This window comes from Lacihabitans lacunae (assembly GCF_042649125.1).
Classification (GTDB): Bacteria; Bacteroidota; Bacteroidia; order Cytophagales; family Spirosomataceae; genus Leadbetterella; species Leadbetterella lacunae.
Map to the genome: position 1 here is coordinate 1,221,847 of NZ_JBHRYQ010000001.1, position 24,715 is coordinate 1,246,561.

18 protein-coding genes and 1 tRNA gene are annotated in these 24,715 nt (G+C 35.6%); 11 read left to right on the forward strand and 8 right to left on the reverse strand.

Going from position 1 to position 24,715, the window contains the following annotated elements; genetic code table 11:
* Window positions 1-53 precede the first annotated feature (53 nt).
* The 4 genes from ACFOOI_RS05235 to ACFOOI_RS05250 are packed head-to-tail and all read right to left on the reverse strand — an operon-like array spanning window position 54 to window position 5,924.
* Window positions 54-1,196 carry an efflux RND transporter periplasmic adaptor subunit gene (locus tag ACFOOI_RS05235; RefSeq protein WP_379835818.1) on the reverse strand — a complete coding sequence of 381 codons (1,143 nt, stop codon included), beginning with the start codon at window positions 1,194-1,196 and terminating at the stop codon, window positions 54-56.
* On the reverse strand, window positions 1,189-2,370 hold the full coding sequence (locus ACFOOI_RS05240) for a TolC family protein (protein WP_379835820.1): 1,182 nt from the start codon (window positions 2,368-2,370) through the stop codon (window positions 1,189-1,191). The genes ACFOOI_RS05235 and ACFOOI_RS05240 overlap by 8 nt, the downstream gene beginning before the upstream one ends.
* Window positions 2,363-5,488, reverse strand: coding sequence for an efflux RND transporter permease subunit (locus ACFOOI_RS05245; protein WP_379835822.1), 3,126 nt, complete (start codon window positions 5,486-5,488; stop codon window positions 2,363-2,365). The genes ACFOOI_RS05240 and ACFOOI_RS05245 overlap by 8 nt, the downstream gene beginning before the upstream one ends.
* A gap of 46 nt (window positions 5,489-5,534) precedes the next feature.
* The gene (locus ACFOOI_RS05250; RefSeq protein WP_379835824.1) at window positions 5,535-5,924 is read right to left on the reverse strand and encodes a hypothetical protein; all 390 of its coding nucleotides are present in this window, start codon (window positions 5,922-5,924) and stop codon (window positions 5,535-5,537) included.
* Between the two features lie 289 nt (window positions 5,925-6,213).
* Between ACFOOI_RS05250 and ACFOOI_RS05255 the strand changes: the two genes are divergently transcribed.
* From ACFOOI_RS05255 to ACFOOI_RS05290, 8 genes are all read left to right on the forward strand, one after another.
* A tRNA-Ile gene (locus tag ACFOOI_RS05255) sits at window positions 6,214-6,287 on the forward strand.
* Between the two features lie 94 nt (window positions 6,288-6,381).
* Window positions 6,382-7,620, forward strand: coding sequence for an HD domain-containing protein (locus tag ACFOOI_RS05260; RefSeq protein ID WP_379835826.1), 1,239 nt, complete (start codon window positions 6,382-6,384; stop codon window positions 7,618-7,620).
* 22 nt (window positions 7,621-7,642) lie between these two features.
* Window positions 7,643-8,635, forward strand: a complete 993-nt coding sequence (lpxD, locus tag ACFOOI_RS05265; protein WP_379835828.1) for a UDP-3-O-(3-hydroxymyristoyl)glucosamine N-acyltransferase — start codon at window positions 7,643-7,645, stop codon at window positions 8,633-8,635.
* A 27-nt stretch (window positions 8,636-8,662) separates the two neighbouring features.
* Window positions 8,663-10,054, forward strand: coding sequence for a bifunctional UDP-3-O-[3-hydroxymyristoyl] N-acetylglucosamine deacetylase/3-hydroxyacyl-ACP dehydratase (locus ACFOOI_RS05270; protein WP_379835830.1), 1,392 nt, complete (start codon window positions 8,663-8,665; stop codon window positions 10,052-10,054).
* A 10-nt stretch (window positions 10,055-10,064) separates the two neighbouring features.
* A complete protein-coding gene (gene lpxA / locus ACFOOI_RS05275; RefSeq protein WP_379835832.1) occupies window positions 10,065-10,859 on the forward strand; it encodes an acyl-ACP--UDP-N-acetylglucosamine O-acyltransferase in 795 nt (264 codons plus the stop codon).
* Window positions 10,860-10,861: 2 nt separating this feature from the next.
* Window positions 10,862-11,485 carry an ABC transporter ATP-binding protein gene (locus ACFOOI_RS05280; RefSeq protein ID WP_379835834.1) on the forward strand — a complete coding sequence of 208 codons (624 nt, stop codon included), beginning with the start codon at window positions 10,862-10,864 and terminating at the stop codon, window positions 11,483-11,485.
* 55 nt (window positions 11,486-11,540) lie between these two features.
* The gene (locus tag ACFOOI_RS05285; RefSeq protein WP_379835836.1) at window positions 11,541-14,972 is read left to right on the forward strand and encodes a DUF7948 domain-containing protein; all 3,432 of its coding nucleotides are present in this window, start codon (window positions 11,541-11,543) and stop codon (window positions 14,970-14,972) included.
* A gap of 8 nt (window positions 14,973-14,980) precedes the next feature.
* Window positions 14,981-15,433 carry a DUF4920 domain-containing protein gene (locus ACFOOI_RS05290; RefSeq protein ID WP_379835838.1) on the forward strand — a complete coding sequence of 151 codons (453 nt, stop codon included), beginning with the start codon at window positions 14,981-14,983 and terminating at the stop codon, window positions 15,431-15,433.
* 53 nt (window positions 15,434-15,486) lie between these two features.
* On the opposite strand, the gene uvrB is transcribed toward ACFOOI_RS05290, so the two are convergent.
* Complete coding sequence (uvrB, locus tag ACFOOI_RS05295; protein ID WP_379835840.1) at window positions 15,487-17,508, reverse strand: excinuclease ABC subunit UvrB; 2,022 nt, start codon at window positions 17,506-17,508, stop codon at window positions 15,487-15,489.
* 208 nt (window positions 17,509-17,716) lie between these two features.
* Between uvrB and ACFOOI_RS05300 the strand changes: the two genes are divergently transcribed.
* Both ACFOOI_RS05300 and ACFOOI_RS05305 read left to right on the forward strand, forming a co-directional pair.
* Window positions 17,717-18,445, forward strand: a complete 729-nt coding sequence (locus ACFOOI_RS05300; protein WP_379835842.1) for a hypothetical protein — start codon at window positions 17,717-17,719, stop codon at window positions 18,443-18,445.
* A gap of 60 nt (window positions 18,446-18,505) precedes the next feature.
* Window positions 18,506-19,066 carry a hypothetical protein gene (locus ACFOOI_RS05305; RefSeq protein ID WP_379835844.1) on the forward strand — a complete coding sequence of 187 codons (561 nt, stop codon included), beginning with the start codon at window positions 18,506-18,508 and terminating at the stop codon, window positions 19,064-19,066.
* Window positions 19,067-19,068: 2 nt separating this feature from the next.
* On the opposite strand, the gene dprA is transcribed toward ACFOOI_RS05305, so the two are convergent.
* From dprA to ACFOOI_RS05320, 3 genes are read right to left on the reverse strand one after another with little or no spacing between them, the layout of a single operon-like run.
* Complete coding sequence (gene dprA, locus ACFOOI_RS05310) at window positions 19,069-20,184, reverse strand: DNA-processing protein DprA (RefSeq protein ID WP_379835846.1); 1,116 nt, start codon at window positions 20,182-20,184, stop codon at window positions 19,069-19,071.
* A gap of 3 nt (window positions 20,185-20,187) precedes the next feature.
* A complete protein-coding gene (locus ACFOOI_RS05315) occupies window positions 20,188-20,496 on the reverse strand; it encodes a MerR family transcriptional regulator (RefSeq protein ID WP_379835848.1) in 309 nt (102 codons plus the stop codon).
* Window positions 20,493-21,887, reverse strand: a complete 1,395-nt coding sequence (locus ACFOOI_RS05320) for a leucine-rich repeat domain-containing protein (RefSeq protein WP_379835850.1) — start codon at window positions 21,885-21,887, stop codon at window positions 20,493-20,495. Before ACFOOI_RS05320 ends, ACFOOI_RS05315 begins: the two co-directional genes overlap by 4 nt.
* A 148-nt stretch (window positions 21,888-22,035) precedes the next feature.
* Here ACFOOI_RS05320 and alaS point away from each other — a divergent pair, with 148 nt between their 5' ends.
* A complete protein-coding gene (gene alaS / locus ACFOOI_RS05325) occupies window positions 22,036-24,705 on the forward strand; it encodes an alanine--tRNA ligase (RefSeq protein WP_379835852.1) in 2,670 nt (889 codons plus the stop codon).
* Window positions 24,706-24,715: the final 10 nt, after the last annotated feature.

Below are 24,715 nucleotides of genomic sequence, written 5' to 3' on the forward strand. Positions count from 1 at the left end.
GTTATTTTGCAAAAATAAAAGGCCTCCGAAATCGAAGGCCTTTTGTTTTTTTCCTATTCTTCTTCTCCCGAATTTACTACAAAATTAACTCCCTTAGTTACTATTTTACCTTTGAGCACTTCAGGATTTAGTATTTCTACATAGCCATTTGCAGTGCCTCCCGTTTTTAGTTCCACTTGATGAAAAACCGCTCCATCTTTGGTATCTACTTTATAAATTCCATATTTACCTTCGCTATTGATCAAAATCGCAGATTCTTTTATGGCAGTAACAGGTTTACTTTTTATAAGAATTGCTCCTGACAAAAACTGACCTGGTTTCAGTGAACTTTCATAACGTTCGTCTTCGATATGTACATGAATATTCAAAGACTTTTGTGCAACATCCACCATTTTATCAATTAAATATACTTTCCCAATCACATCTTTATTGGTCTCTTTGTCTTTAAACACCACATTTTGACCTTCTTTTACGCTGTTCATGTCATCTCCAAAAACTTTTAGTTCAACATGAACGTGCTCCGTATTAATAATTTCAAAAAGTATATCTTCGGGTCTAAAGTTTTTCCCACTTGCTACATTTACAGATTTAATGAAACCACTATTTCTGGCATAAATTTGATGCGAGGCACTTATTTTAGAAGGAGTTAAACTACTGGGATTAATTCCTAGAATTTTAAGTTTTTCTTCAAAAGACCTAATTTTTATTTGATTTAACTTAAGGTTACTTTCCACCTCTTGTAATTTCCTTTTAGCAGTGGCATCGTCAGCCAAAAGAGCCTTTTGCCTGTTATATTCTAAAACTTGAAATTCTCTTTGCGTGGTTTCATTCAGATAATTTTCTTCTAGCTGAAGTAACTCCATACTTTGAATTACGGCAAGCACCTCCCCTTTTTTTACCAATCTACCTGGCAAAAGATTATGACTAATACTTGAAATATAGCCACTTACTGGATAACTTATCATAAAAACATGGTCAGGCGGCACGTCTACAATTCCGTTTGCAACTATTTGATGATCAATAGAAACTTGTTCAAGATCACCGTATTCCACCGGAAGGTTTGCCAATTGTGTTTTAGTAAAAGTAAAACCTGAAGTTTTCTCACTTGGATTTTCTTCTTCGGCTTTTTTTTCTGTCTGACATGAAAACACAGTTCCAAGCAAAACAAAAGCTATTATATATTTTAAATTATTCATTTTCTGTCAAAAATTTTAAAAGTGAAACTCTTTGATTCAAATCACGCAAAAGTTGAATTTGCTCGGTTTTATAACCCAAAAACTGATTATAGTACAAGTACCAATCGAGGTATTCGATGGCTCCGGCTTTGTATTTTTTATTAGAAATATCCATCAAAGTTTCTGACTTTGGAAGTATCTCAGTTTCTAACTCGCTTACTTTTTCTCTGTCAGAAGCAATCCATTTTAAAGTCAAATCTACCTCGTTTTTTATTTGATTTTCTAAAGAAACATACTCAGTTTCCAGGATATCTTTTTGGATTTTAGCCCCATCTACTCTAGCCTGCATAGCTTTTCTGAAAATTGGAATTTCTACACCCGCAATACCAATAAACTGATTTCTGTAGCCAAACATACTTTGGTTTATTGCTCCAAGTTTAAGACTTGGCATAAGTTTCGATTTTTCAACCAACATATTATTTTCGGCCGTAATTACCTGTGAGTTTAATATTTCAAGTCTACTGTTTGAAATTTTTGAAGAAGCAATTGTTTTAGAAAAATCAGCATCAATAAAACTCAGTTGGGGTAAACTAGTTGTAAATGTGAGAACTTTGAGTTTGCTTTTTTGCTCTTCTTCTAACTGCTCCAAAGTCTTGATTTTAATTCCAAATTCTTTAATTTTCAAACCAATTGCCAAAACATTCGCCAAATCAGACTCTCCCTCCTCAAACCTCCGTTGATATACTTTTTCTAAATCATAGAGTTTACTGGTCTCTTGTTTATATAAGCCTTTTAACCGCTCAAAATAGCCTAATTCGAAATACGCAAGACTAATTCTGTATTTTAAGTCCGTGATTGCCAATTTGCTAAACGCTTCAGACTCACTAACCAAGGCTTGCTGGTATTGCTTTTTTAACTGATAGACTTTGGGAAGTTCAAAAAACTGAGCTGCAGACAGTGAATAATCTACGATTCCTGGATTTTGAATACTTCCGACCTGCAACTCAATGTTGGTTTTAGGAACCTCGTAGGCGGTATTTATCAAAGTTTTTTGAAGGTCTATTTTTTTAATAGAAGCTTCTATGTCTTTGTTATTTTTTATTCCAATGTCTATCAATTTTTCTAAACTAAGGTCTTGAGCCTTTAGTCCAAATGATAAACATATCAAAACTATAAGTTTACTTATTTTATACATTTTCATTTTTTTTAACGCGTTTCATGAAAATTAGATAAATGATCGGTAGCACAAAAAGAGTCAGCAAAGTAGCCGAAACCAAGCCGCCTATTACCACTGTGGCCAAGGGTTTTTGAACTTCTGCCCCTGCTGAAGTTGAAATTGCCATTGGCATAAAGCCTAATGAAGCCACAAAAGCAGTTACCAAAACAGGCCTAAACCTTGCCGAAACTCCTTCTTTTATTCGGAGTAAAAGATCAGGTTCAGTAGACTGATTAAAATAGGAAATAAGCACGAGGCCATTTAATACTGCGACACCAAAAAGTGCGATAAACCCTACTCCTGCTGAGATACTGAAAGGCATGCCGCGAATTAGCAGTGCGAAAACACCACCTATAGCAGAAAAAGGTATTGCACTAAAAACCAAAGCCGCTTGTCCGAAAGATTTTAATGAGAAATAGAGCATAAAAAAGATCAAAAGCATCGCTCCCGGCACCGCAATAATTAACCTTGCTTTGGCTCTAATAAGGTTTTCGAATGAACCACCGTATTCAAAATAATATCCAGTTGGTAATTTTACTTTTGCTTCAAGTGTTTTAGCCACTTCATTTGCATAGCTTTCTACATCTCTATCAGGCGAAATTCCCACTCCAATAATTATCCTACGGTTTGACTTTTCTCTAGAAATTTGGGGAGGTGCGTTTTGATAGCCGATATCCGCTACATCTTCAAATTTTAATAATGCCCCACTTCCTGCATGAATACTTAGGTTTTTTATATGGTCTACATCGTCTCTGTTTTCAATATTGTTCCTAACTACGATATCAAATCTTTTTTCTTTTTCAAAAACTACCCCTGCTGTTTCTCCAGCAAAAGACGACTTCAATATGAAATTTAGCTCTTCCACAGTCAATCCAAATTCAGCTAACTTATCCATTCGGTATTTCACATTTATCTGTGGCATGCCTGCTATACGCTCTACTTTCACAGACTTGGTACCTGCTATTTTTGAAAGTACTTTCTCTACTTCTTGGCCTTTTTTATTCAAAAGTTCTAAATCATTTCCGAAAATCTTAATTGCAAACTCTGATTTAGAACCAGCGATCATCTCATTGAATCGCATTTGAATAGGTTGGGTAAATTCAAAGTTGGTCCCTGGCACTTCTTCAGCAAGTACTGCCGCCATTTTTTCAGAAAGTTCGCTAGGCGAACTGGCACTTGTCCATTCGCTGTGGTCTTTGAGATTAATCATTAAATCCGACATTTCTGGCGGCATTGGGTCTGTGGGCACTTCCGAAGAGCCAATTCTACCCACAATCTGGTCTATTTCAGGGAAATTTTTCATTAAAGCTTTCTGAGCTCTGGTGGTGGCATCTATGGTGGTGCTCAATGAAGAACCTTGTGGAGTTTGAAAATCTACTGCAAAATCACCTTCATCTAAACTCGGAATAAATTCGCCTCCCATATTTAAAAACAAAAGTAAACTAACCACAAAAAGACCCAAGGCTGAAAGCAGAACAACCTTATAGTTTTTGATTGCTTTTTCGAAAGCAGGAAAATAAACTGAAAACAACTTATTGATTATAGTTGAAGATAATTTAAACTCTTTCTTCCCTTCCTTTTTTAACAATAAAGAAGTAGCAGCAGGAACATAGGTGAGCGAAAGTAAAATTGCAATAACCAACGCTATGCTGACGGTCATGGCCATTGGTTTAAACATTTTCCCTTCTATACCACCTAGAGAAAGAATTGGCAGATATACGATTAAAATGATAATACCGCCAAACAATGCAGCCGATAGCACCTTGGATGAGGATCTGTAGACTAATGAATTAAACTCATCTTCGGGGATTTTGTCTACATGATATTTTTTGTTAGAATGCATTTGAAACAAAACTGACTCAACCACTATAACTGAGCAGTCTACCAATAAACCAAAATCAATAGCACCCAGAGACATCAAATTAGCAGAGATACCAAAAACCTGCATTAGCCCAAAGGTAATTAACATGGTAATCGGAATAACGGATGCCACTATCAACCCAGCCTTGATACTTCCCATGAGTAGCACCAAAACAAAAATCACGATTAAACCACCCTCTATTAGGTTATTTCGAACTGTTTTAATTGACTTATCGATTAATTTAGTTCTATCTATAAATGGTTTTACTTCTAAACCGGCTGGCAAATTCTTATTAATTTTTTCAATTCTTGCTTTTACTTGTTTGATGGTTTTCTCTGAATCCGCACCTTTAAGCATCAGCACTATGCCACCCACGGCTTCGCCATTGCCATTTTTGGTCATCGCACCAAATCTTTTGGCATGTCCAAAGTTGACACTTGCCACATCTTTGACTAACACTGGAACTCCACCACGAGACTTCACTACGATTTGACCTAAATCTTCTAAATTGGTAGCTACGCCTTCACCTCTTATGAAATAAGTTTGGTCATTTTTTTCTATGTAGCTACCGCCCGTATTGGCATTGTTCTTACTAACTGCATCAAATACCTCTGCAATTGACAAATCTAAATTTGCAAGTTTGAGTGGATCTACCGAAACCTCATATTGTTTTACAAAACCGCCGAAGCTACTTATTTCAGTAACACCTTCAATACCAAACAATTGCTTTTTTACAATCCAATCTTGGATGGTTCTCAGCTCAGTCAAGTCATATTTTAAGGGAGAATTTACAACCGGGTCTATGGTGTATTGGTATATTTCACCGAGCCCAGTAGTAATTGGGGCTAGTTCGGGTTTACCAAAATTAGATGGAATCTTTCCTTCGGCCATCTTAATTTGCTCAGCCACTAGTTGACGAGCCAAATTGATGTCAAAATCGTCTTCAAAAACTAAGGTAATGACCGAAAGGCCTTGCCTTGAAATAGAGCGAACGTCTACTATTTTTTGAATATTAACAAACTGCATTTCTAAAGGAGCTGTGATATATTGCTCCACTTCTTGAGTAGCCAAAGTGGGCGACTGCGTAAGCACCACCACTTGGTTATTTGTAACATCGGGCACAGCATCAACAGGAAGGGTTTGTAGCGAATAACCACCTGCTATAACACTCAACCCAATTATAATACCCACAACTAACTTATTATGGATACTATATTTGATTAAACTATCAAACATAATATTAATGAGAAAATAAAATAATGAATAAAATAAACCTAAGAGACTAGGCTATTCGAGGCGGATTAAGAAGGTAACTTAGATACTGAAAATTATACAAATTGGTATAATTAAAATCAATTTTAAATTCGTTGAAATTTGGAACGGAATTGCTCAAAACCGGAGTTGCCCCATCAAAAGTTGGAATACTCAAAAAAGTAGATTGGCTTTCAACAGAAGGAAGCTTTTTGTGCTCGCTGTTTTTTTTGTGTTTTGAATCCGACGAATAATGCATCCATAAAAACTTCTCAAATGAGATACCTTTTTGGTTATGCTCTAAAAAATGGCTGTAGAGTTCTCCCATTTTTGATGCTTGTGAAATACCCATACCTTTAGGCAACAGACTCTCGAGGAGAATCGTGAAAGACAGAAAAGATATCAGTATAACTTTAAACATAATGCAAATCTAAACATTAAATGAATACCAAAATGGCAATCTTATAATTTAGAAAAATTCTAAGCTATGAGTCTTTTTTTTCAATTACTCTAAACGAATACTGCATACTTAAAAAAATATTGAATGAATTAAACATTCATAATTAATTTAATATTAAGTAATTAAAAATATTACAAAAGAAATCCAGAAAAAATTACAAAAAATACATTGATTTTTAAAATCTAAACCTCTACCTTTGCATTGCTTTTTAGGAGAAAGGGTTTCAAAACACCAATTTTTAACTAGCTACGGGCCTATAGCTCATTCGGTTAGAGCAACTGACTCATAATCAGTAGGTGCCTGGTTCGATCCCAGGTGGGCCCACAAAAAAGGAGGTTTTCCTCCTTTTTTTTTTACCCGGGTTTTACTTTTTGAGACTTTTGTTTTAATCTATATCTCAAGAAATCAAATTACAATTGTGACCAACAAACGTAAAATTTTCAATGACCCAGTTTATGGTTTCGTAACCATCCCCTCTGATTTAATTTTCGAACTGGTACAGCATCCTTATTTTCAACGACTCCGTAGAGTTAAGCAACTTGGTATGTCTGAACTTGTATACCCTGGAGCCATTCATTCGCGTTTTCAGCATGCTTTAGGTGCCATGCACCTCATGAATCAAGCACTTGATACACTTCAGTTAAAAGGTATCATGATTATGGATATTGAGCGTGAAGCTGCCCAAATAGCCATACTTTTGCACGATATAGGCCACGGACCATTTTCTCATGCTCTTGAATATTCAATATTAGACAAAGTTGACCATGAAACAATTTCTTCTTTACTGATGGAGAAATTAAATAAAGAATTTAATGGAAACCTGAGCCTGGCACTAGATATGTTTAAAGGCTCTTACCATCGAAAATTCTTCAATCAACTTATATCAAGTCAGCTTGATATGGACCGAATGGATTACTTAAACCGTGATAGTTTTTTTACGGGTGTAGCCGAAGGAACTGTGGGGGTAGATCGTATCATAAAAATGCTCAATGTAGTTGACAACGAACTCGTTGTAGAAGAAAAAGGACTATTAAGTGTAGAAAACTTCCTTGTGGCACGCAGGTTAATGTATTGGCAAGTTTATTTACACAAAACGTGTATTTCCGCCGAATGTATGTTGATTAATACCATAAAAAGAGCTCGTTTTTTAATAAAGAATAATACAAAACTTGAGGTTCCTAAGCATCTATTGCCATTTTTTGAAAAATCAGTTGGAGCTGGAGATTTCAAAAACAACCCCAATATATTAGAAGCGTTTGTCAAGTTAGATGACCATGACATATGGTACATGTTAAAATCTTGGCAATATCACCCAGACAAAATCCTATCATATTTAAGCGAAAGTATACTCAATAGAAAACTTTTCAAGATAAAAATAGGAACCAATCTAGACTTTGCGGAATTAAAACAAGAAGTATTTAATGATTTCACTAAAGCGGGAATCGATTCTTCGGACTTTGAGTTTCTATATTCACAAAATGAAATAAGTAACAGCGGGTACATACCAAAATCTTCAAATATAAAAATTTTGATGAAAAATGGTACAATTCAAGAGGTATCTGAGGCATCTGACCTACCGACCATCAAGGCTTTGGGTAATATTGTCAAAAAAAATTATTTATGTTATGCCAAAGATGTATATTTACAATTTAATTAATTCGTAGGTGCGAAGTTTATAAATGGAGTTTACGATAAAACAAATTGCTCAGTTAATAGGAGGCGAAGTTAAAGGAAACGAAAACTTAAAAATCCACAATTTTGCAAAGATTGAAGAAGGAGTACCTGGAAGTATTTCATTCTTGGCAAATCCTAAATACGAAGCATACTTATATTCTACAGAATCAAGTGCTGTAATAGTTTCGAATGATTTTGTGCCAAAAAAAGACACTAAATCTACACTGATAAGTGTTCCTAATCCTTATCTGTCTATCAGTCAATTAATGGCTGAATATCAAAAGCTGAGCAAACAAAAAAAAATAGGAAGAGAGGAGTTTGTTAAAGTTGCTGAAAATGCAATTATTGGCGACAATACTTACCTGGGGTCATTTTCATATATATCCGAAGGTGTAACTGTAGAAATCGGCTCTCAGATATATCCAAATACTTTTTTAGGAAAAAACGTAAAAATTGGAAAGAATACTATCATTTATGCAGGAGTAAAGATTTACGATGAATGTGTTATTGGTGACAATTGCATCATTCACTCTGGTGCAGTTATAGGTGCTGATGGTTTCGGTTTTGCTCCAGATGAGCACGGAATTTTCCAAGATATTCCACAGCTAGGAAACGTTGTGATAAACGACAACGTAAGTATAGGTGCAAACTGTACGATAGACAGAGCCACAATGGGCTCAACACTGATAGGAAAAGGAACCAAACTAGATAATTCGGTTCAGATTGGACATAATGTAGAAATTGGCCAAAACACCATTATTGCCTCGCAAACCGGTGTGGCGGGTTCTACTAAGATTGGAAATAACTGTATGATTGGCGGCCAAGTAGGTTTCGCGGGTCATTTAAAAATAGCCGACGGCACTAAGATTGGAGCACAGTCTGGCGTAGGAAAAAACATTATTCAAGAGAACCAAACCTTAGCAGGAAGGCCTCTTTTACCTTTAAAACAACACCTTAAGCTTTTGGTTAACCTCCGAAAATTAAGTGTTCAACAATAAACTTATCACTTTTTAGAATAGCGTGAAATGAATTTAAAGCAGCATACAATAAAAGAAGCAGTTTCTGTTTCTGGCAAAGGCTTACACACGGGAGAGGAAGTTACCATAACTTTAAAACCTGCGAATACAAATGCAGGTATCGTATTTCAAAGAATTGACCTTGAGAACAAACCGTTGATACCCGCTTTGGTAGAAAACGTTACGGATACATCTCGTAGTACAGTTATTGAGAAAGACGGTGGCCGAGTGGGTACTATTGAGCATTTGATGGCTGCTTTTGCTGGTTTACAAATAGATAATATTCTAATTGAAATAAATGGACCAGAAGTTCCAATATTAGACGGAAGTGCGTGGCCATTTGTAGAGCTTTTAGAAAAAGCCGAAGTTATAGAGCAAAATGCTTTGAGAAATTTCTTTGAAATTCCGGAAGCAGTTCATTTTAAAAACGAAGAAAAAAATATAGAGCTAGCAGCATTACCGCTTGACGATTATAGACTTACCGTAATGGTAGACTTTAACTCGAAAGTGTTAAATAGCCAACATGCACAGCTTCACGACCTTTCACTATTTAAAGAGCACATATCGCCTTGTAGAACATTTGTTTTTGTTCATGAGTTAGAGTTTTTAGCTAAAAATGGTCTTATCAAAGGTGGTGATTTAAACAATGCGGTAGTAATTTCAGAATCTGAACTTACACAAGAAAAAGTAGACACTTTAGGAGCACTATTAAACAAAAAAGTTGAAGCAACTGGCAAAGTAGGCATCATAAATGATGAGCCGCTTAAGTTTACAAACGAGCCTGCTAGGCACAAGCTGCTTGACTTAATGGGCGATCTTCTTTTGGTTGGAAGGCCACTTAAAGCTCATATTTTGGCTGCGAGACCGGGTCATGCTTCTAACGTAGAATTGGCCAAATTAATACAAAAGCAAATCACAGCAGCAAGCAAATCTGCTCCTTCTTTTGATGCCAACGCTGAGCCTGTTTTTAATGTTACAGAAATAGCAAAACTATTGCCTCATAGATATCCATTCCAGCTAGTAGACAAAATAATGACGCTTGATGGCACTACAGTAGTAGGTATTAAAAATATCACCATGAACGAGCCTCAGTTCACGGGCCATTTTCCTGAAAACCCTGTAATGCCGGGTGTATTACAAATAGAAAGTATAGCTCAAACAGGTGGTGTTTTGGTTTTAACATCCACAGGAGAACCTGAAAAATACTGGCCTTATCTTGTAGGAATAGATAATTGTAGATTTTATAAAAATGTTTTACCGGGAGACTCGTTAGTTATGAGATGCTCACTATTAGCTCCTATTAGGTTGGGAGTTGCCAAAATGCACGGAGAGGCGTGGGTTGGCAAAAACTTAGTGTGCTCTGTAGACATGACTGCTCGTTTAGTTAAGAAATCCCAATAAATAAAAAAATATGAATCAGCCATTGGCTTATGTTCATCCAGGAGCAAAAATTGCTCAGAATGTTGTAATTGAACCTTTTTCAACTATACAAAATGATGTAGAAATAGGAGAAGGAACTTGGATTGGACCCAACGTAACTATTTTTGAAGGTGCTAGAATTGGAAAAAATTGCAAGATTTTCCCTGGTGCTGTTATTTCTGCTGTACCTCAAGACCTTAAGTTTAATGGCGAATACACAACTACCGAAATTGGCGACAATTCTGTGATAAGAGAATGTGTAACCATAAACAGAGGAACTGTAGATAAAAACAAAACTGTAGTTGGTAAAAACTGTTTGATAATGGCCTACGTACACATCGCTCACGATTGTATATTAGGAGATAATGTTATTTTAGCAAATGGCGTACAGTTAGCCGGTCACATCACATTGGGTAACTTTGTCTTCATTGGAGGTACTTCTGCTGTTCATCAATTTGTTAATATCGGGCAGCACGCTATGATAGCAGGTGGGTCACTGGTAAGAAAAGACGTTCCTCCGTTTATCAAAGCTGCCAGAGAGCCTATTTCTTATGCAGGCGTAAATTCAATTGGCTTGCGAAGACGCGGTTTTTCAAATGAAAAAATCGAAGAAATACAGGAGATTTACAGAATGTTGTATTTAGGTGGCCTTAATAATGCCGCTGCAGTAGACAAAATAGAACTGGAATTGCCAGCGACTGCCGAAAGAGATGAGATTATTCATTTTGTAAGAAATTCTGAGAGAGGAATAGTTAAAACAGGAGTTTCGTCTAAATCAATAGATTAAATTTGTTACAGATAAAAGCAGAAGAAATTGGGAAGAAGTTTAAAAACGAATGGATTTTTAAAAATCTTTCTTTAGAAATGCAAACCGGGGTGCCAATTGCTATTGTTGGCCCTAACGGTTCTGGCAAATCAACTCTTATGCAATCTTTGTCGGGTATTATTCCTACTAATTCTGGAAAGGTATTCTATACCGAAAATAATCAAATTCTCGAAGAAGATAAATGGCATACTAAAATCTCATATGCCGCTCCCTACCTAGAACTTATTGAAGAATTCACGCTGATAGAAGCTTTAAAATTCCACATAAAATTTAAACCTTTCGTCAACAATCTCAGTATTGAAGAGTTTTTGGTGAATGTTGAACTTGAAAAACACAAAAATAAGCAGATTAAGAACTTTTCTTCGGGAATGAAACAAAAGCTCAAGTTAGGCTTGGTTTTCATGAGTCAATCTGACGTTTTCTTTTTGGATGAGCCAAGCTCTAATTTAGACCAAAATGCTTTTAATTGGTATTTTGAAAATGTCCAATTACATCTAAAGGATAAATTAGTTATTATTTCTTCTAACGAACCACGCGAATATTCTTTTTGTGAAAACCACATTAATATTCTAAATTACAAGTCCTAAACCACTTTGGGGCATGTTAAGATATGGTTTATTTTTACTAATCTTTTTTTCTAATTTGCTAAATACTTTTGGTGCTAATCCAGGAGTAAATTTTCTATTTATAGAAAACATAGGACAATGGCCTCAAAATATTTTTTACAGAGCCCATATACCGGGTGGCATAGCTTGGGTACATTCAGAAGGCATTTCTTATCAACTTTTCTCTAATATTAACCACGGCGAGCCTACTTCAAAAAATGCTAAAATCTCTCCTACCACACCCTTTGAGACTATACACTATAATTTTGGCAAAGCTTTTTCTAAAGCTGAAATAAATGCGAGTGATGATTCGGGTCAAATATTTAACTTTTATTTAGACAGCAATCCCAAAAACTGGAAGTCAGGAGTAAAGGCATTTAAAGAAATAAAAATAAGTAACATTTACCCTCAGGTTGATTTTAGGCTGTATAGCTCTGGTGAAAGTTTAAAATATGAATACATAATTAAACCTGGCGGTAAGCCCAATGATATAGCATTTACTTACGCAGGAATCAATAAAATAGAAGTTCAAAACAAGGAGCTATTAATTCACTCAACTCAGGGATTAATAAAAGAATTTGAGCCTTTTACTTTCCAGAAAAATGGAAACACAAAACAAAAAATCAATTCAAATTTTAAGATTGTAGACTCAAAAGTAAGGTTTGAGATTGGCAATTATGACACCTCCAAAGAACTAATAATTGATCCTGAATTGGTATTTTCCTCGTTTTCTGGCTCTGTATCAGACAATTGGTCGCATTCGGCCACTTATGACTCAAAAGGGAATTTATACGCCGGCGGCACCGTTTTTGGCGGTAACTACCCAATTGTGGGAGATGTCTTTCAGCCAAAAGTCGGGGGAACTACTGGCCCAAATGACCTTGCCTATAAAACGGACATCGTGATTACAAAATTCGCCTCTGAAGGTTCCAAAATCTTGTATTCTACTTTTTTAGGAGGAAATGGTTCAGAAGTACCTCACAGCTTAATCGTAAACTCAAAAGACGAATTGGTGATTTTTGGCACCACTTCGTCTAGCAACTTCCCGATAGGCACAAATGCCTACCAAAATACCTTTAAAGGCGGTCATTCCTTAGTCGGATATCCGATTACAACCGGAATTGGCTTCGAGGCTGGTTCTGATATTTTCGTGACAGTTTTGAGCGAAAATGGATCCAAACTTATTGGAAGTACCTACATTGGAGGTTCAGAAAATGATGGAATTCATGATTTTAGAGAGCTCCAAATCAGCAACTACGGCGATGAATTTAGAGGGGAGGTTTATGTAGACTCAAAAGACAACATTTATGTAGCTTCTGTAAGTAATTCCGACGACTTCCCTATCGTGAATTCTGACATAAAAAGAGGTGGCTCATCAGACGGCGTGGCCTTTCAGCTCAATAGCGATGCGAGTAAACTGGTTTTTAGTACGTATTTAAGTGGAAAAGCATATGATGCTGCTTACGGCATACGTGTGAATAGCATAGGTGAAATTTTCGTTTGTGGTTCCACCAAAAGTGAAGACTTCATTAAAAATGGTATTGGATTAAATAAATCGTTTCAAGGGATTTCCGATGGTTTTCTTCTAAAGTTTGTAAATTATAAATTAGTCGCCTCCACTTTTGTAGGCACCAAGGACGCCGATTTGGCCATGTTTTTGGACTTAGACAAAGAGAACAATCCTTATATTTTCGGGCTTACGGCAGGTGTGTACCCAATTACCGAATTAGTTTATGCCAATGCTAAAAGTGGACAATTCATTCACTCTTTTTCTAACGATTTAAGCAAAACTAGATTTTCGAGTATTTTCGGTACAGGAAGGCAAACTGGACGAATTGATTTAACACCTACTGCATTTTTAGTAAACGATTGTGGAAATATCTATATTAGTGGCTGGGGCGGAATAATTAATACCAAAAATGGGTTTAACCAAAATAGCACCACAAAAAACCTCCCGATAACCGAAAATGCCTATCAAAAAACCACAACTGGAAGTAATTATTACTTCGCAATTTTTGAAAAAGGAATGAAATCTTTGATTTATGCTACGTATTTTGGTTCTGCAGCACCACCAAATCCTGATAATGAAAGAGGAGACCACCTCGATGGAGGAACCTGTAGGTTTGATAAAAACGGTATCATCTATCATTCTGCTTGCGTTTGCAAAGCCTCTGGTGGTTATGTTTCTTTCCCTATAGAAAAAGCAGCCCAACCCACTAGCAACAACAGCAATTGCAATATGGCCGGCTTTAAGTTTAATTTAGACGCTCTTGTGGCCAAATTTGACTTAACAGACGGGAAGTCAATAACCAATCCCGAAGAAGTTTGTGCTCCAATAGACCTAAAGTTTAAAAATACCTCGGTGGGTGGTGATACATACAGATGGTACGTAAACGATGCCTTCCTTTCCTCTATAAAAGAACCCACATATCCATTTTTAAAAGATGGAATTGTAAAAATTACCCTAGTAGCTTATAATAGTTTAAACTGCAAAGCAGTGGACTCTACTTCCAGATTCATTAAAGTTACGGCATTTAATTATACCATTACAAACGATACTACGGTTTGCCAAGGCACCAAATTAAAGCTAAAAGCAAGTGGAGGTTTAGAATACTTTTGGACCGCTAACAGCAGTATCCTCAACCCGAAATCGGCACAAATAGAAATAGAAGCCAAAGAAAGCGATATCTATCAGGTTTTAATTTCAAATTCAAAATGCTCAATCAGAGTTCCTGTAAAAGTTACTGTTGACGAAAATTTAACTGATTTTCAGATTTCAAAAAATCAAACTATTTGTAAGGACCAAAGTATAGAACTAAAAGCTACAGCCTCCACAAGTAACATTACGTGGGCTCCTAATGGATTGTCAGGTCCTACCCAAAATAGTATTATAGTTAAACCCCAAACCTCCACAAGCTATACTGCAACGGCGATTTACACAAATGGATGCAAACCTCAGAAAACCGTAACTGTAAATATAGAACCTCAACCCGTTTTAAGCTTTGAACCAATTTATCAATATGCATGCAATACGCCTGTTTTTATTTCTTTTGAAACAAAAAGCGAAAATTTAGTCAGTTTTGAATGGAAACTAAATAATATTTCTTTGGCCAAAACTTTAAACTATGAAACCTCTGGATATACAGAAATAGCCGTAAACGAAGTAAAATTAATAGGAAAAAGCGAAGCCGGTTGCCTATACGAAACGAGTAAAACTTTGAACTTAAAATATTGGGATGGCATTATTCCGAATGTGATTACGCCAAACGGAGATTTAAAAAATGACACATTTGTGGTTGGGTATCCTGATTCTAAACTTGAAATATTTAATGCCTTCGGAAAAAAAATATTTGCTTCTGAAAAATATTTAAACGATTTTGGCGGTAACATTGAAACAGGTTCATATTATTATTCATTAACAATCCCTAATGGCCAAACCTGCAAAGGCTGGCTAGAAGTTTTAAAATAACAACAAACATGAAAAAATTAGTATTTGCAGTAGCCTTAAGTTTAACTGCCACATTTGCATTTGCACAAAAGTATGACTCTTTTGGTGAAAAAATTAAGCCTGCTGGAGCTGCAGAAGTATCTGTTCTAAACAATGTATCAGAAACAAAACAAAGCGATATAAAAGTAGAAGCTGAAGTAGAGTCTGTATGCCAAGCCAAAGGCTGCTGGATGAAAGTAAAATTAGCGGATGGAAACACCATGCGAGTAACCTTTAAGGATTATGGATTCTTTGTACCGAAAGATATTTCTGGCAAAAAAATCATATTTGAGGGTACTCCTGAAGTGACCACTACTTCTGTAGATGAGCAAAGACACTACGCTCAAGATGCTGGAAAGTCAAAAGAAGAAATCGCTAAAATAACGGAACCAAAGCGTGAGTTAACTTTTGTAGCTACAGGGGTGTTGGTGCCCAAAAAATAAGAAAACTAAGACTATATTAAATCAAAAAGAGCCAACAAAATTGGCTCTTTTTTTTATACTTTTTCCATTCGCTCTTTTATCTGATTCATCTCGTCTCTATATCGGGCAGCTTGTAAGAAATCTAAATCTGCTGCTGCTTCCTCCATTTTCTTTTGGGTTGATTTAAGCAATTCATCTAATTGGCCTTTGTTCATATATGCTACTACAGGATCTGCTGCAATATTTAGTCTCTCAGACTCCACAAAGTATCCTTTGGTAGTTGGTTTGAAATCCGCAATAGAAGTCTGCTCCATAATAGCCTCCTTACTTTTCAGAATAGTTGTTGGCGTAATTCCGTGTTCAAGGTTATATTCTATTTGCTTTTGCCTTCTTCTTGCTGTTTCGTCAATCGCTTTTTGCATAGAACCAGTAATTCTATCTGCATACATGATAACTTTTCCGTTTGAGTTTCTGGCTGCCCTACCAATTGTCTGAATCAATGATCGAATATCTCTAAGAAAACCTTCTTTGTCGGCATCCATTATAGCAACGAGCGATACTTCAGGCAAATCAAGACCTTCTCTTAATAAATTTACTCCAACCAAAACATCAAAAACACCTAGCCTCAATTCACGCAAAATCTCAACCCTTTCCATGGTTTTCACCTCCGAGTGAATGTATCTTCCTTTAATACCAACTCTGTCTAAATACTTACTTAGCTCCTCCGCCATACGCTTGGTTAAAGTCGTAATCAGAACTCGCTCATTTTTCTTAATTCTATCATTAATTTCTTCTAATAAATCATCTATTTGATTAAGAGAAGGCCTTACGTCTATTTCAGGATCGAGAAGTCCTGTTGGTCTAATGATTTGTTCTACCACAACACCGTCTGCCATGTTTAACTCATAGTCAGAAGGAGTAGCACTTACATATACTGTCTGTTTTGTGAGGGACTCATATTCTTGGAAGGTAAGTGGCCTGTTGTCCATCGCTGAAGGCAACCTAAAGCCATACTCTACTAAAGCGGTTTTACGCGATCTATCACCTCCATACATGGCCCTTATTTGCGGAATACTTACGTGGCTTTCGTCTACCACCATTAAGAAATCTTCTGGAAAATAATCAATCAAACAGAATGGTCTTTCACCAGGTTTTCTTTTGTCAAAATATCTCGAATAGTTTTCAATTCCACTACAGTAGCCTAACTCTCGCATCATTTCAAGGTCAAACTCCGTTCTTTCTTGAATTCTTTGTGCTTCTAATACTCTCCCTTCGCTTTCAAAATATTTGATTTGAGCCACCATGTCGTCTTGAATCTGTGTGATAGATTCTTTCATCACATCTTTACCAGTTACAAACAAATTGGCAGGAAAAATAACGACATTTTTTTCGTTTTGTATTTTCTTTCCCGAATTAGGATCAATCATTTGAATCTCTTCAATCTCATCTCCCCAAAAAATCAATCTATATGCAAAATCAGCATAGCCTGGAAAAATATCTACCGTGTCGCCTTTTACACGAAATGTTCCTCTTGTAAAGTCCATTTCGGTACGTGAATACAAGATTTCAACCAAACGATATAAAAACTGATTTCTACTTACAGTTTCTCCTACGTCCGCTTTTACTATGCTTTGTTTAAATTCATTGGGATTACCCGCACCATAAATACACGAAATAGAAGAAATTACAATTACGTCTCTCCTACCCGACATCAAACTAGAAACCGTATGTAGCCTCAGTTTATCAATCTCCTGATTTATCATCAGGTCTTTTTCTATATACGTATTAGTAGAAGCAATAAACGCTTCCGGCTGATAATAGTCATAGTATGAAATAAAATATTCAACCAAGTTATCCGGAAAAAACTGCTTAAACTCACCGTAAAGCTGAGCTGCCAAGGTTTTATTATGACTCAGTATTAAGGTTGGCCTATCAAGTTGTTGAATTACATTGGCAACTGTAAAGGTTTTTCCACTACCAGTAACCCCCAAAAGCACATTGGCTTTGTCTCCTTTATTAATAGAAGTAACCAATTCTTTTATGGCCTGAGGCTGATCTCCAGTTGGTTTATAATTTGATACTAGCTTAAAACTCATCTTTTCTATTTGACTATTTATTGCAATTTAAGACAAAAAACACACATCTAAATTATTTAGCTAAAAAGGCTATAATATTTAGAAATTTATAAGGCCATTATAATATTCAAATCTTAAACCACTAAATGGTAAGAATCATAATTAATCATAATTAATAGCCGTACCTTTACGTTATAAAACAAAATCCCTTAAAAAACGGTCTCTGAACATGAAAAATAAATATCTCCTTTTTTTATTATTATTTGGTGTCAAAACGGCTTTTAGTCAAGAAACCAAAAAAGAACAAATTTTCAAATTTCACCCATTTAGCCTTACTACAGGTGCATTGGGATTTAGTAATGAGTTTTTAAACGAAGAAAAAACCAGAAGTTTGGTCATATCGTATGCATTTCGTTATAAAAATAACTCAAGTGACCAAGTTGATTACAATGCCTCTGGAAGTAGTTATGAACAGTTTAACAACTGGAAAGGTTTAGCTTTGGGTATAGACAGGAGATTTTATGTACCTGCCTTCCAAACTGGCGACAAACTTGGTTTTATGCCAGACAAATCTAAACTTGGTGTTTACCTTTCTGCTGGTATTAAAGCAGAATACAACCACAATGATTTTGATAAAAGTTATTTTTCTCAAATTTACAACAATACGCAAGGAACTCCCACTTCGGTATTTATAAAAAACAAAGAGACTAATAGTTATTTGAGTGCCATGCCTAACGTAAACCTAGGTATTCAATTCACTTTATTTCAAAATCTGTATTTAGATGCATTTGCTGGTGGTGGGATACGGTTTATTTCTAAAAAACAGCTAGCTAGCGATAAATCAAATAGCTCAGTTGGAGGCTCATATTATAACTTAGGAAATGGATTAATAGAAAGCTTTACGCTAAAAGAAGGTGTTGTGCCAAATTTTGGATTTTCTTTGGGATTGAATTTTTAAAAGCTCTTGTTTCTAATCTATGGGGTTCTTAAATTTACTTTTAAGAACCCTATTTAGTTTATGCTTATAAAACTATCCGATTATTTTTATAATAATTTAAAGCCAAAGACATTGTTTGTGGCCGTAATAGCTCAACTTATTTTTGGTTTTTTCATTTTGCCACAAGCAGCTCATTTTATTGACCCATTCGACAAAAACGTAGTTTTAGACCTTCGTTTTGGCTTTAGTGTCGAAAAAGCCTACCAAGTATTGTCGTCTTATTCAGCTTCAGGAAGGAACATTTATTTATTTACTGAAATCATAATAGATACGCTCTATATTGCAGTATATACGGTAGCCTTCTCCTTTTTATTGAGCCTTTTCTTTCAAAAATCTTTTAGCAAAAATCACTATTTTCATAGGTTCAATATTTTCCCATTTTTACTTGGCATTTCTGATTTAGTGGAAAATTTTGGGATTGTGGCTATGTTAATAAAGTTTCCCGAAAAGTTGATTTGGGCGGCCAAACTGGCATCTGCCGCAAGTTTAACAAAATGGAGTTGTACACTGTTTAACCTGCTTTTACTATTCACCGGAATTATAGCTTGGGGATTACTTTCCCTTGTTCGTAAAAAGAGATAAGGCTACTTAAGTTTAAACTTCTTTCCGGGGCTTTGCACCACCAAATCTTGAAATTCTAAGTTTAGAAGAATAGAGGCCAATTTGTTAAGAGGTACCTGAGATTGCCAACTCAATTCGTCAATCATTACTTCTCCTTTTTGCATTAAAACACTCAGCACTTTACTTTCATCAAGTGTAAAAGAGGCTAAATCGATTTCTCTCTCAAGTTTTGGTGCTTTTTTACCTTCATCGTTTAAACCCCACTGCATCCAAGCGGCTAGGTCTTCTGTATTAGAAAAAATCTGAGCTTTATTGGTTTGAACCAGGTAATTTGGTCCTTCAGAAAACTTCTGATAGACCGAACCAGGAATTGCGAAAACGTCTCTGTTATAATTATTAGCAAACTCCGCGGTAACCATTGAACCGCCTTTTTTAGCAGATTCTACAACTAAAACCACATCACTCAGGCCTGCAATGATTCTGTTTCTTGATATAAAATATGCAGGAGCGAGTTTGCTCCCGTAGGGATTTTCAGACATGAGTAATCCATCTTCGAGTATTTCCTGAGCATATTTTTTGTGCATTGCTGGATAAACAGAATCCAAGCTGTTGGCCAATACGGCCACCGTAGAAACTTTATGCTTCAGAGCAGCTTTATGTGCTGCAATGTCTATCCCATATGCCAAACCAGAAATCACCTGAATATTTAACCCAGCTAAACCTTCAATTATCTCCTCTGTAACTTTTTTGCCGTAGTCGCTCGCTTCGCGGGTACCTACTATTGCTAAAGTTTTCTCATATTCAAGTTTACCATTTCCTTTGGTATAAAGTATTGGAGGAGCTTCATAGATTTGCTTGAGTCTCTTTGGATAGTCATCGTCTTTAAAAGTGATGGTTCTGATATTTTCCTTTTCAGATTTTTCTAAAATCACCTTTGCTTCGGCAAAAGCCTGGGTGTTTTGTTTTAATCTGTCATAGGTGGCTTTACCAAAATTCGGGATTTTCAATAGTTTTTGTGAACTGGCATTAAAAACTTCCTCTGCCGTACCAAACATATTGATTAATTGACGAAACATTATGCCTCCAATTCCATCTACCCTACTTAATGCTATTGTATAAAGTTTTTCCTCTTCTTGCATGAATTATTCTATATTTTCCTGAATTATGACCAAAGCTTTCCGGATATCTTTTAGTTTTTCTATTACCTCTTGATTACTTTTAGCCGTTGAGGTTTTTGATTTTAGTTTTGCTTTTGCACCTTCTATGGTGAAGCCTTCTTCGTTTAATAATTTTAGGATATCACCAATTTTCTCGAAGTCTTTATGCGAGAATTTACGCACACCACTAACCTTTTTTACGTTAATTCTAAACTCTTTTATATAGAAACCAAGTTTAGAAATAGGAATATCAAAATGGCCTGCTACTTCTTCTGTGGTGTAAAATAATTTCATTTTACTTTAATAGATTTTTTCTCCAAATCTACAATTAATTGTTCAAGTTCTGAAAGTTTATGTTCTTCACTTTCAAAAATATTAGGCGTGATATATGCCGTTTTAAGGTTATTTAGTTGTTTAATTTTAACCGGAACAGCCGTTAGGGCATTATTAGAAATATCAAGTTCTTGTAAGTTATTCAGTAAAAAAACATGCTCATTAATGCTTTCAAAAAGGTTATAACCTAAGTCAAGATGCCTTAAACTAGTTGGCAATATCGGAATATCTTGGAGCTTATTGTGATGGACATACAACTCTTCTAAGTTTTTTAGCATTTTTATTTCCTCGGGCATATTCCACAATGAATTGTATGCTAAAGCCAGAATTTTCAGGTTTTCTAGCTTAGAGATATCTTTATCTAAAAACTTAATATTATTGTGGTACAAATCTAAAATTTCTAGTTTTTTAAGGCGGCCGTATTTAGGTTTAAACTCCGAAATGTCATTTTGATATAGATTTAAAATTTTCAGATTCTTATTGGACTTAAATTTATTTACAGATTGAATGGCGTTATTGGCTAACAATATCTCCTCCAGATTCTTAGCTTTTCTAATTGATTTCGGAATAGCCTCAAAGTCGTTATCCATAAGATTGATAACTTTTAACTTTTTGTTTCGAGAAACTTTAAAAGTCTTTTCATTTAATACATTCCCAGTCAAAATAATACGTTCAAGTTTGGGAAACTGTTTCTTTGATATTTTGAGGTTTTTAATTTTGTTTTCGGATAAATCAAGTAAGGTTAAATTTTTGAAAGTAAACGCTTCAATTGGTATTTCTCTTAATCCATAATTGGATAAGTTTAATTTCGTTGCATTTTTATCAAGTCCATTCAAATATTTTGTTAACTCATCTTTGGTTTTAACAACTTTTCTTTCTGAAAAATAGCCTCTGAGTTTATACTTGGATATATTCTCTATTCGTGGTTTAAAATCAGCTAATAAAGTTTTAATGAAAGTTTCTAAAATATCGCGTTGTGTTGCATTCAACTCCTCCATTTTCGTATTCACAATCGTTTTACCTTTTACATTCGAACTGTTTAATTCCGGATAGGAAACCGAATATCGAACCGAATCTAGATTTTTAAAATTGTTATAAAAAAACTCTAATTCTATAGTCCTGGAGGGTTTTAACTGCAAAACTGGATAGGTATCATTTCTTTTGAACTGGTTTTTAATTGTCCTGTTTAACCTAAAGTTTTCAGTTGCTAACTGACTAAAATTAGCTTCATTTTGAAGTACATTTTTATTTTTAAGAGGTGCAGGCTCCTCTTTTTCCTTCAAAATTATCTTTTGAGAAAACCCAAAAAATAAGATGTTATTGAGAACTAGAATGAGTATTATCTTTTTCATGTTTATTTAGTTTTGAAATAAATATATAACTAAATACTTAGTTTAACTAAAAAATGTATTTTATTTTCAAATAGCAGTAAAAAAAACTAATTTTGCACCTCTTTTTTTGGTAAACAATTCTCCCAAAAACACGAATAACATACTAATTATGACATCGCATCAGATACGCAAATCATTTCTAGATTTTTTCATATCAAAAGGTCACCTAATTGTGCCTTCGGCACCCTTAGTTGCCAAAAACGACCCTACCTTGATGTTCAACAATTCGGGGATGGCACAGTTTAAAGACTTTTTTCTAGGAAATGGTACCCCTCCAAGCACTCGAATAGCCGATACTCAAAAGTGTTTGAGAGTAAGCGGAAAGCATAATGACCTCGAGGAAGTAGGTTTTGACACCTACCACCACACCATGTTTGAGATGTTGGGAAACTGGTCTTTTGGTGATTATTTTAAAAAAGAAGCTTTGCAGTGGTCATGGGAACTACTAACTGAGGTTTTTCAACTTCCAAAAGACAGAATCTATGTATCGGTATTTGAAGGAGACACTAAAGACAACGTACCTTTCGACCAAGAAGCATTTGATATTTGGAAAAGTATATTAGGCGATGATTCTAAGATAATTTTAGGAAACAAAAAAGACAACTTCTGGGAAATGGGAGACATTGGTCCATGTGGTCCCTGTTCTGAAATCCATATTGACCTCAGAGATCAAGCCGAAGTAGATTTAATATCGGGTAAAGAACTTGTTAATAAAGACCACCCACAAGTTGTTGAGATTTGGAACAACGTATTTATGCAGTTTGAACGCAAAGCAGATGGTTCACTCCTACCGCTTCCGTCAAAACACGTGGATACGGGTATGGGTTTTGAGCGTCTTTGTATGGCCATACAAGGCAAAAAATCAAATTACGATACTGATATTTTCCAAAACACGATTGAGGTTATTGAGAAAATGTCCAACAAAAAATATGGTGTAAACGGCACTTTAGGTTCAGACGACTACGTAGATGTAGCCATGAGGGTAATTTCAGACCACATTAGAGCCGTAAGTTTCGCTATATCAGATGGACAATTGCCATCTAATGCCAAAGCGGGTTATGTAATCAGAAGAATTCTTAGAAGAGCCGTAAGATACGGATATTCATATTTGGACTTTAGAGAGCCATTTATGTGTAAACTTGTTCCGGTTTTGGCTGAGCAGTTTAAAAATGTATTTCCAGAACTTCAAACTCAAGTAGAATTCGTAACACGAGTGGTAGAAGAAGAAGAAAAAACTTTTTTGAGAACACTAGAATTAGGACTTAAAAGATTAGACCATATTTTTGAAAACAATACAAGTAAAACTTTAGACGGCCAAACTGTCTTTGAACTTTCGGACACTTTCGGTTTTCCAGTAGATTTGACTGCATTGATTGCCAAAGAAAAAGGATTTGAAATAGACGAAGAAGGCTTTAAAGCTGCACTTGCAGAGCAAAAAGCACGTAGTAGAAAAGACGCTACTAAAGAAGCTGCAGATTGGATTGAATTGGGAGAAATAGATGGCGTAGAGTTTCTAGGCTATGATTTTTCTGAATCTGAAGCTCAATTGGTAAAATATAGAGTTGTAAAAACTAAGACTGGCCAAGAAGTTCATTTGGTTTTAGACAGAACTCCCTTCTATGCCGAAATGGGTGGGCAAGTAGGTGACCAAGGCACCATAAGTGTTTTGGACGAAAAACATCCTTTTAACATCAATATCAAAGATACTAAAAAGGAGAACGACCTTTTCATTCATATTAGTACGGATAAAAACTTGGTAGATCGACTAGAATCTTTTGATGGTCCCATAGCTGTTTTTGCTAAAATCAATACTGAAAGACACGAAAATATCAAGAAAAACCATACCGCAACTCACTTAATGTTGGCCGCAATGCGTGAAGTTTTGGGTAGCCATATTGTACAAAGAGGTTCTTATCAAAATGATGAAGTAACGCGTTTTGACTTTTCGCATTTTTCTAAAGTTACAGACGAAGAGCTTACTAAGATAGAAGATGTGGTCAATGAGAAAATCAGAGAAAACATTAAGTTAGACGAAAAACGTAATGTGCCGATAGACGAAGCTATGAGTCTTGGTGCAACAGCCACTTTCGGGGAAAAATACGGTGACTTTGTTAGAGTTATTACGTTTGACCCTAAGTTTTCGGTGGAACTTTGCGGTGGTAGTCACGTTCAAGGCACAGGCGAAATTGGATTATTTAAATTTACCTCCGAAGGCTCGGTTTCTGCAGGAGTTAGAAGAGTGGAGGCCGTAACTGGTCTAAAAGCCCTTGAGTTACTAAGAAGCCAAACAGCTACTTTAGACAAAATCAAAGAATTGCTTAAAGGAGCTATAGATTTACCAAAAGCCATAGAAAGTTTGATAGAAGAAAAATCTTCGCTTCAAAAGAAAATAGAAGCATTGGAAAACGAAAAAGTACAAGCATTAAAAGGTGATTTATTAAAATCTGTAAAATCTATAAGTGGTGTAAGTGTAATTTCGGCCAAAGTAGAAGTGCCTAATGCCGATTCTCTAAAGCAACTTGCATTTGAACTTAAAAACCAATTAGAAAACCCCTTTATTGTATTAGGGGCAATAGTTGGAGACAAACCACAGTTGGCGGTATTGATAGATGAAAACTTGGTGAAAGAGAAAAGTTTACACGCCGGAAATATTGTAAAAGAAGCCGCAAAACTAATGAAAGGTGGCGGTGGTGGTCAGCCTCACTTTGCCACCGCAGGTGGGAGCGATATTTCAGGATTGTCAGATGCGATATCAAAAGCGGAGAGTTTCCTTCAATAAATAGGATAAT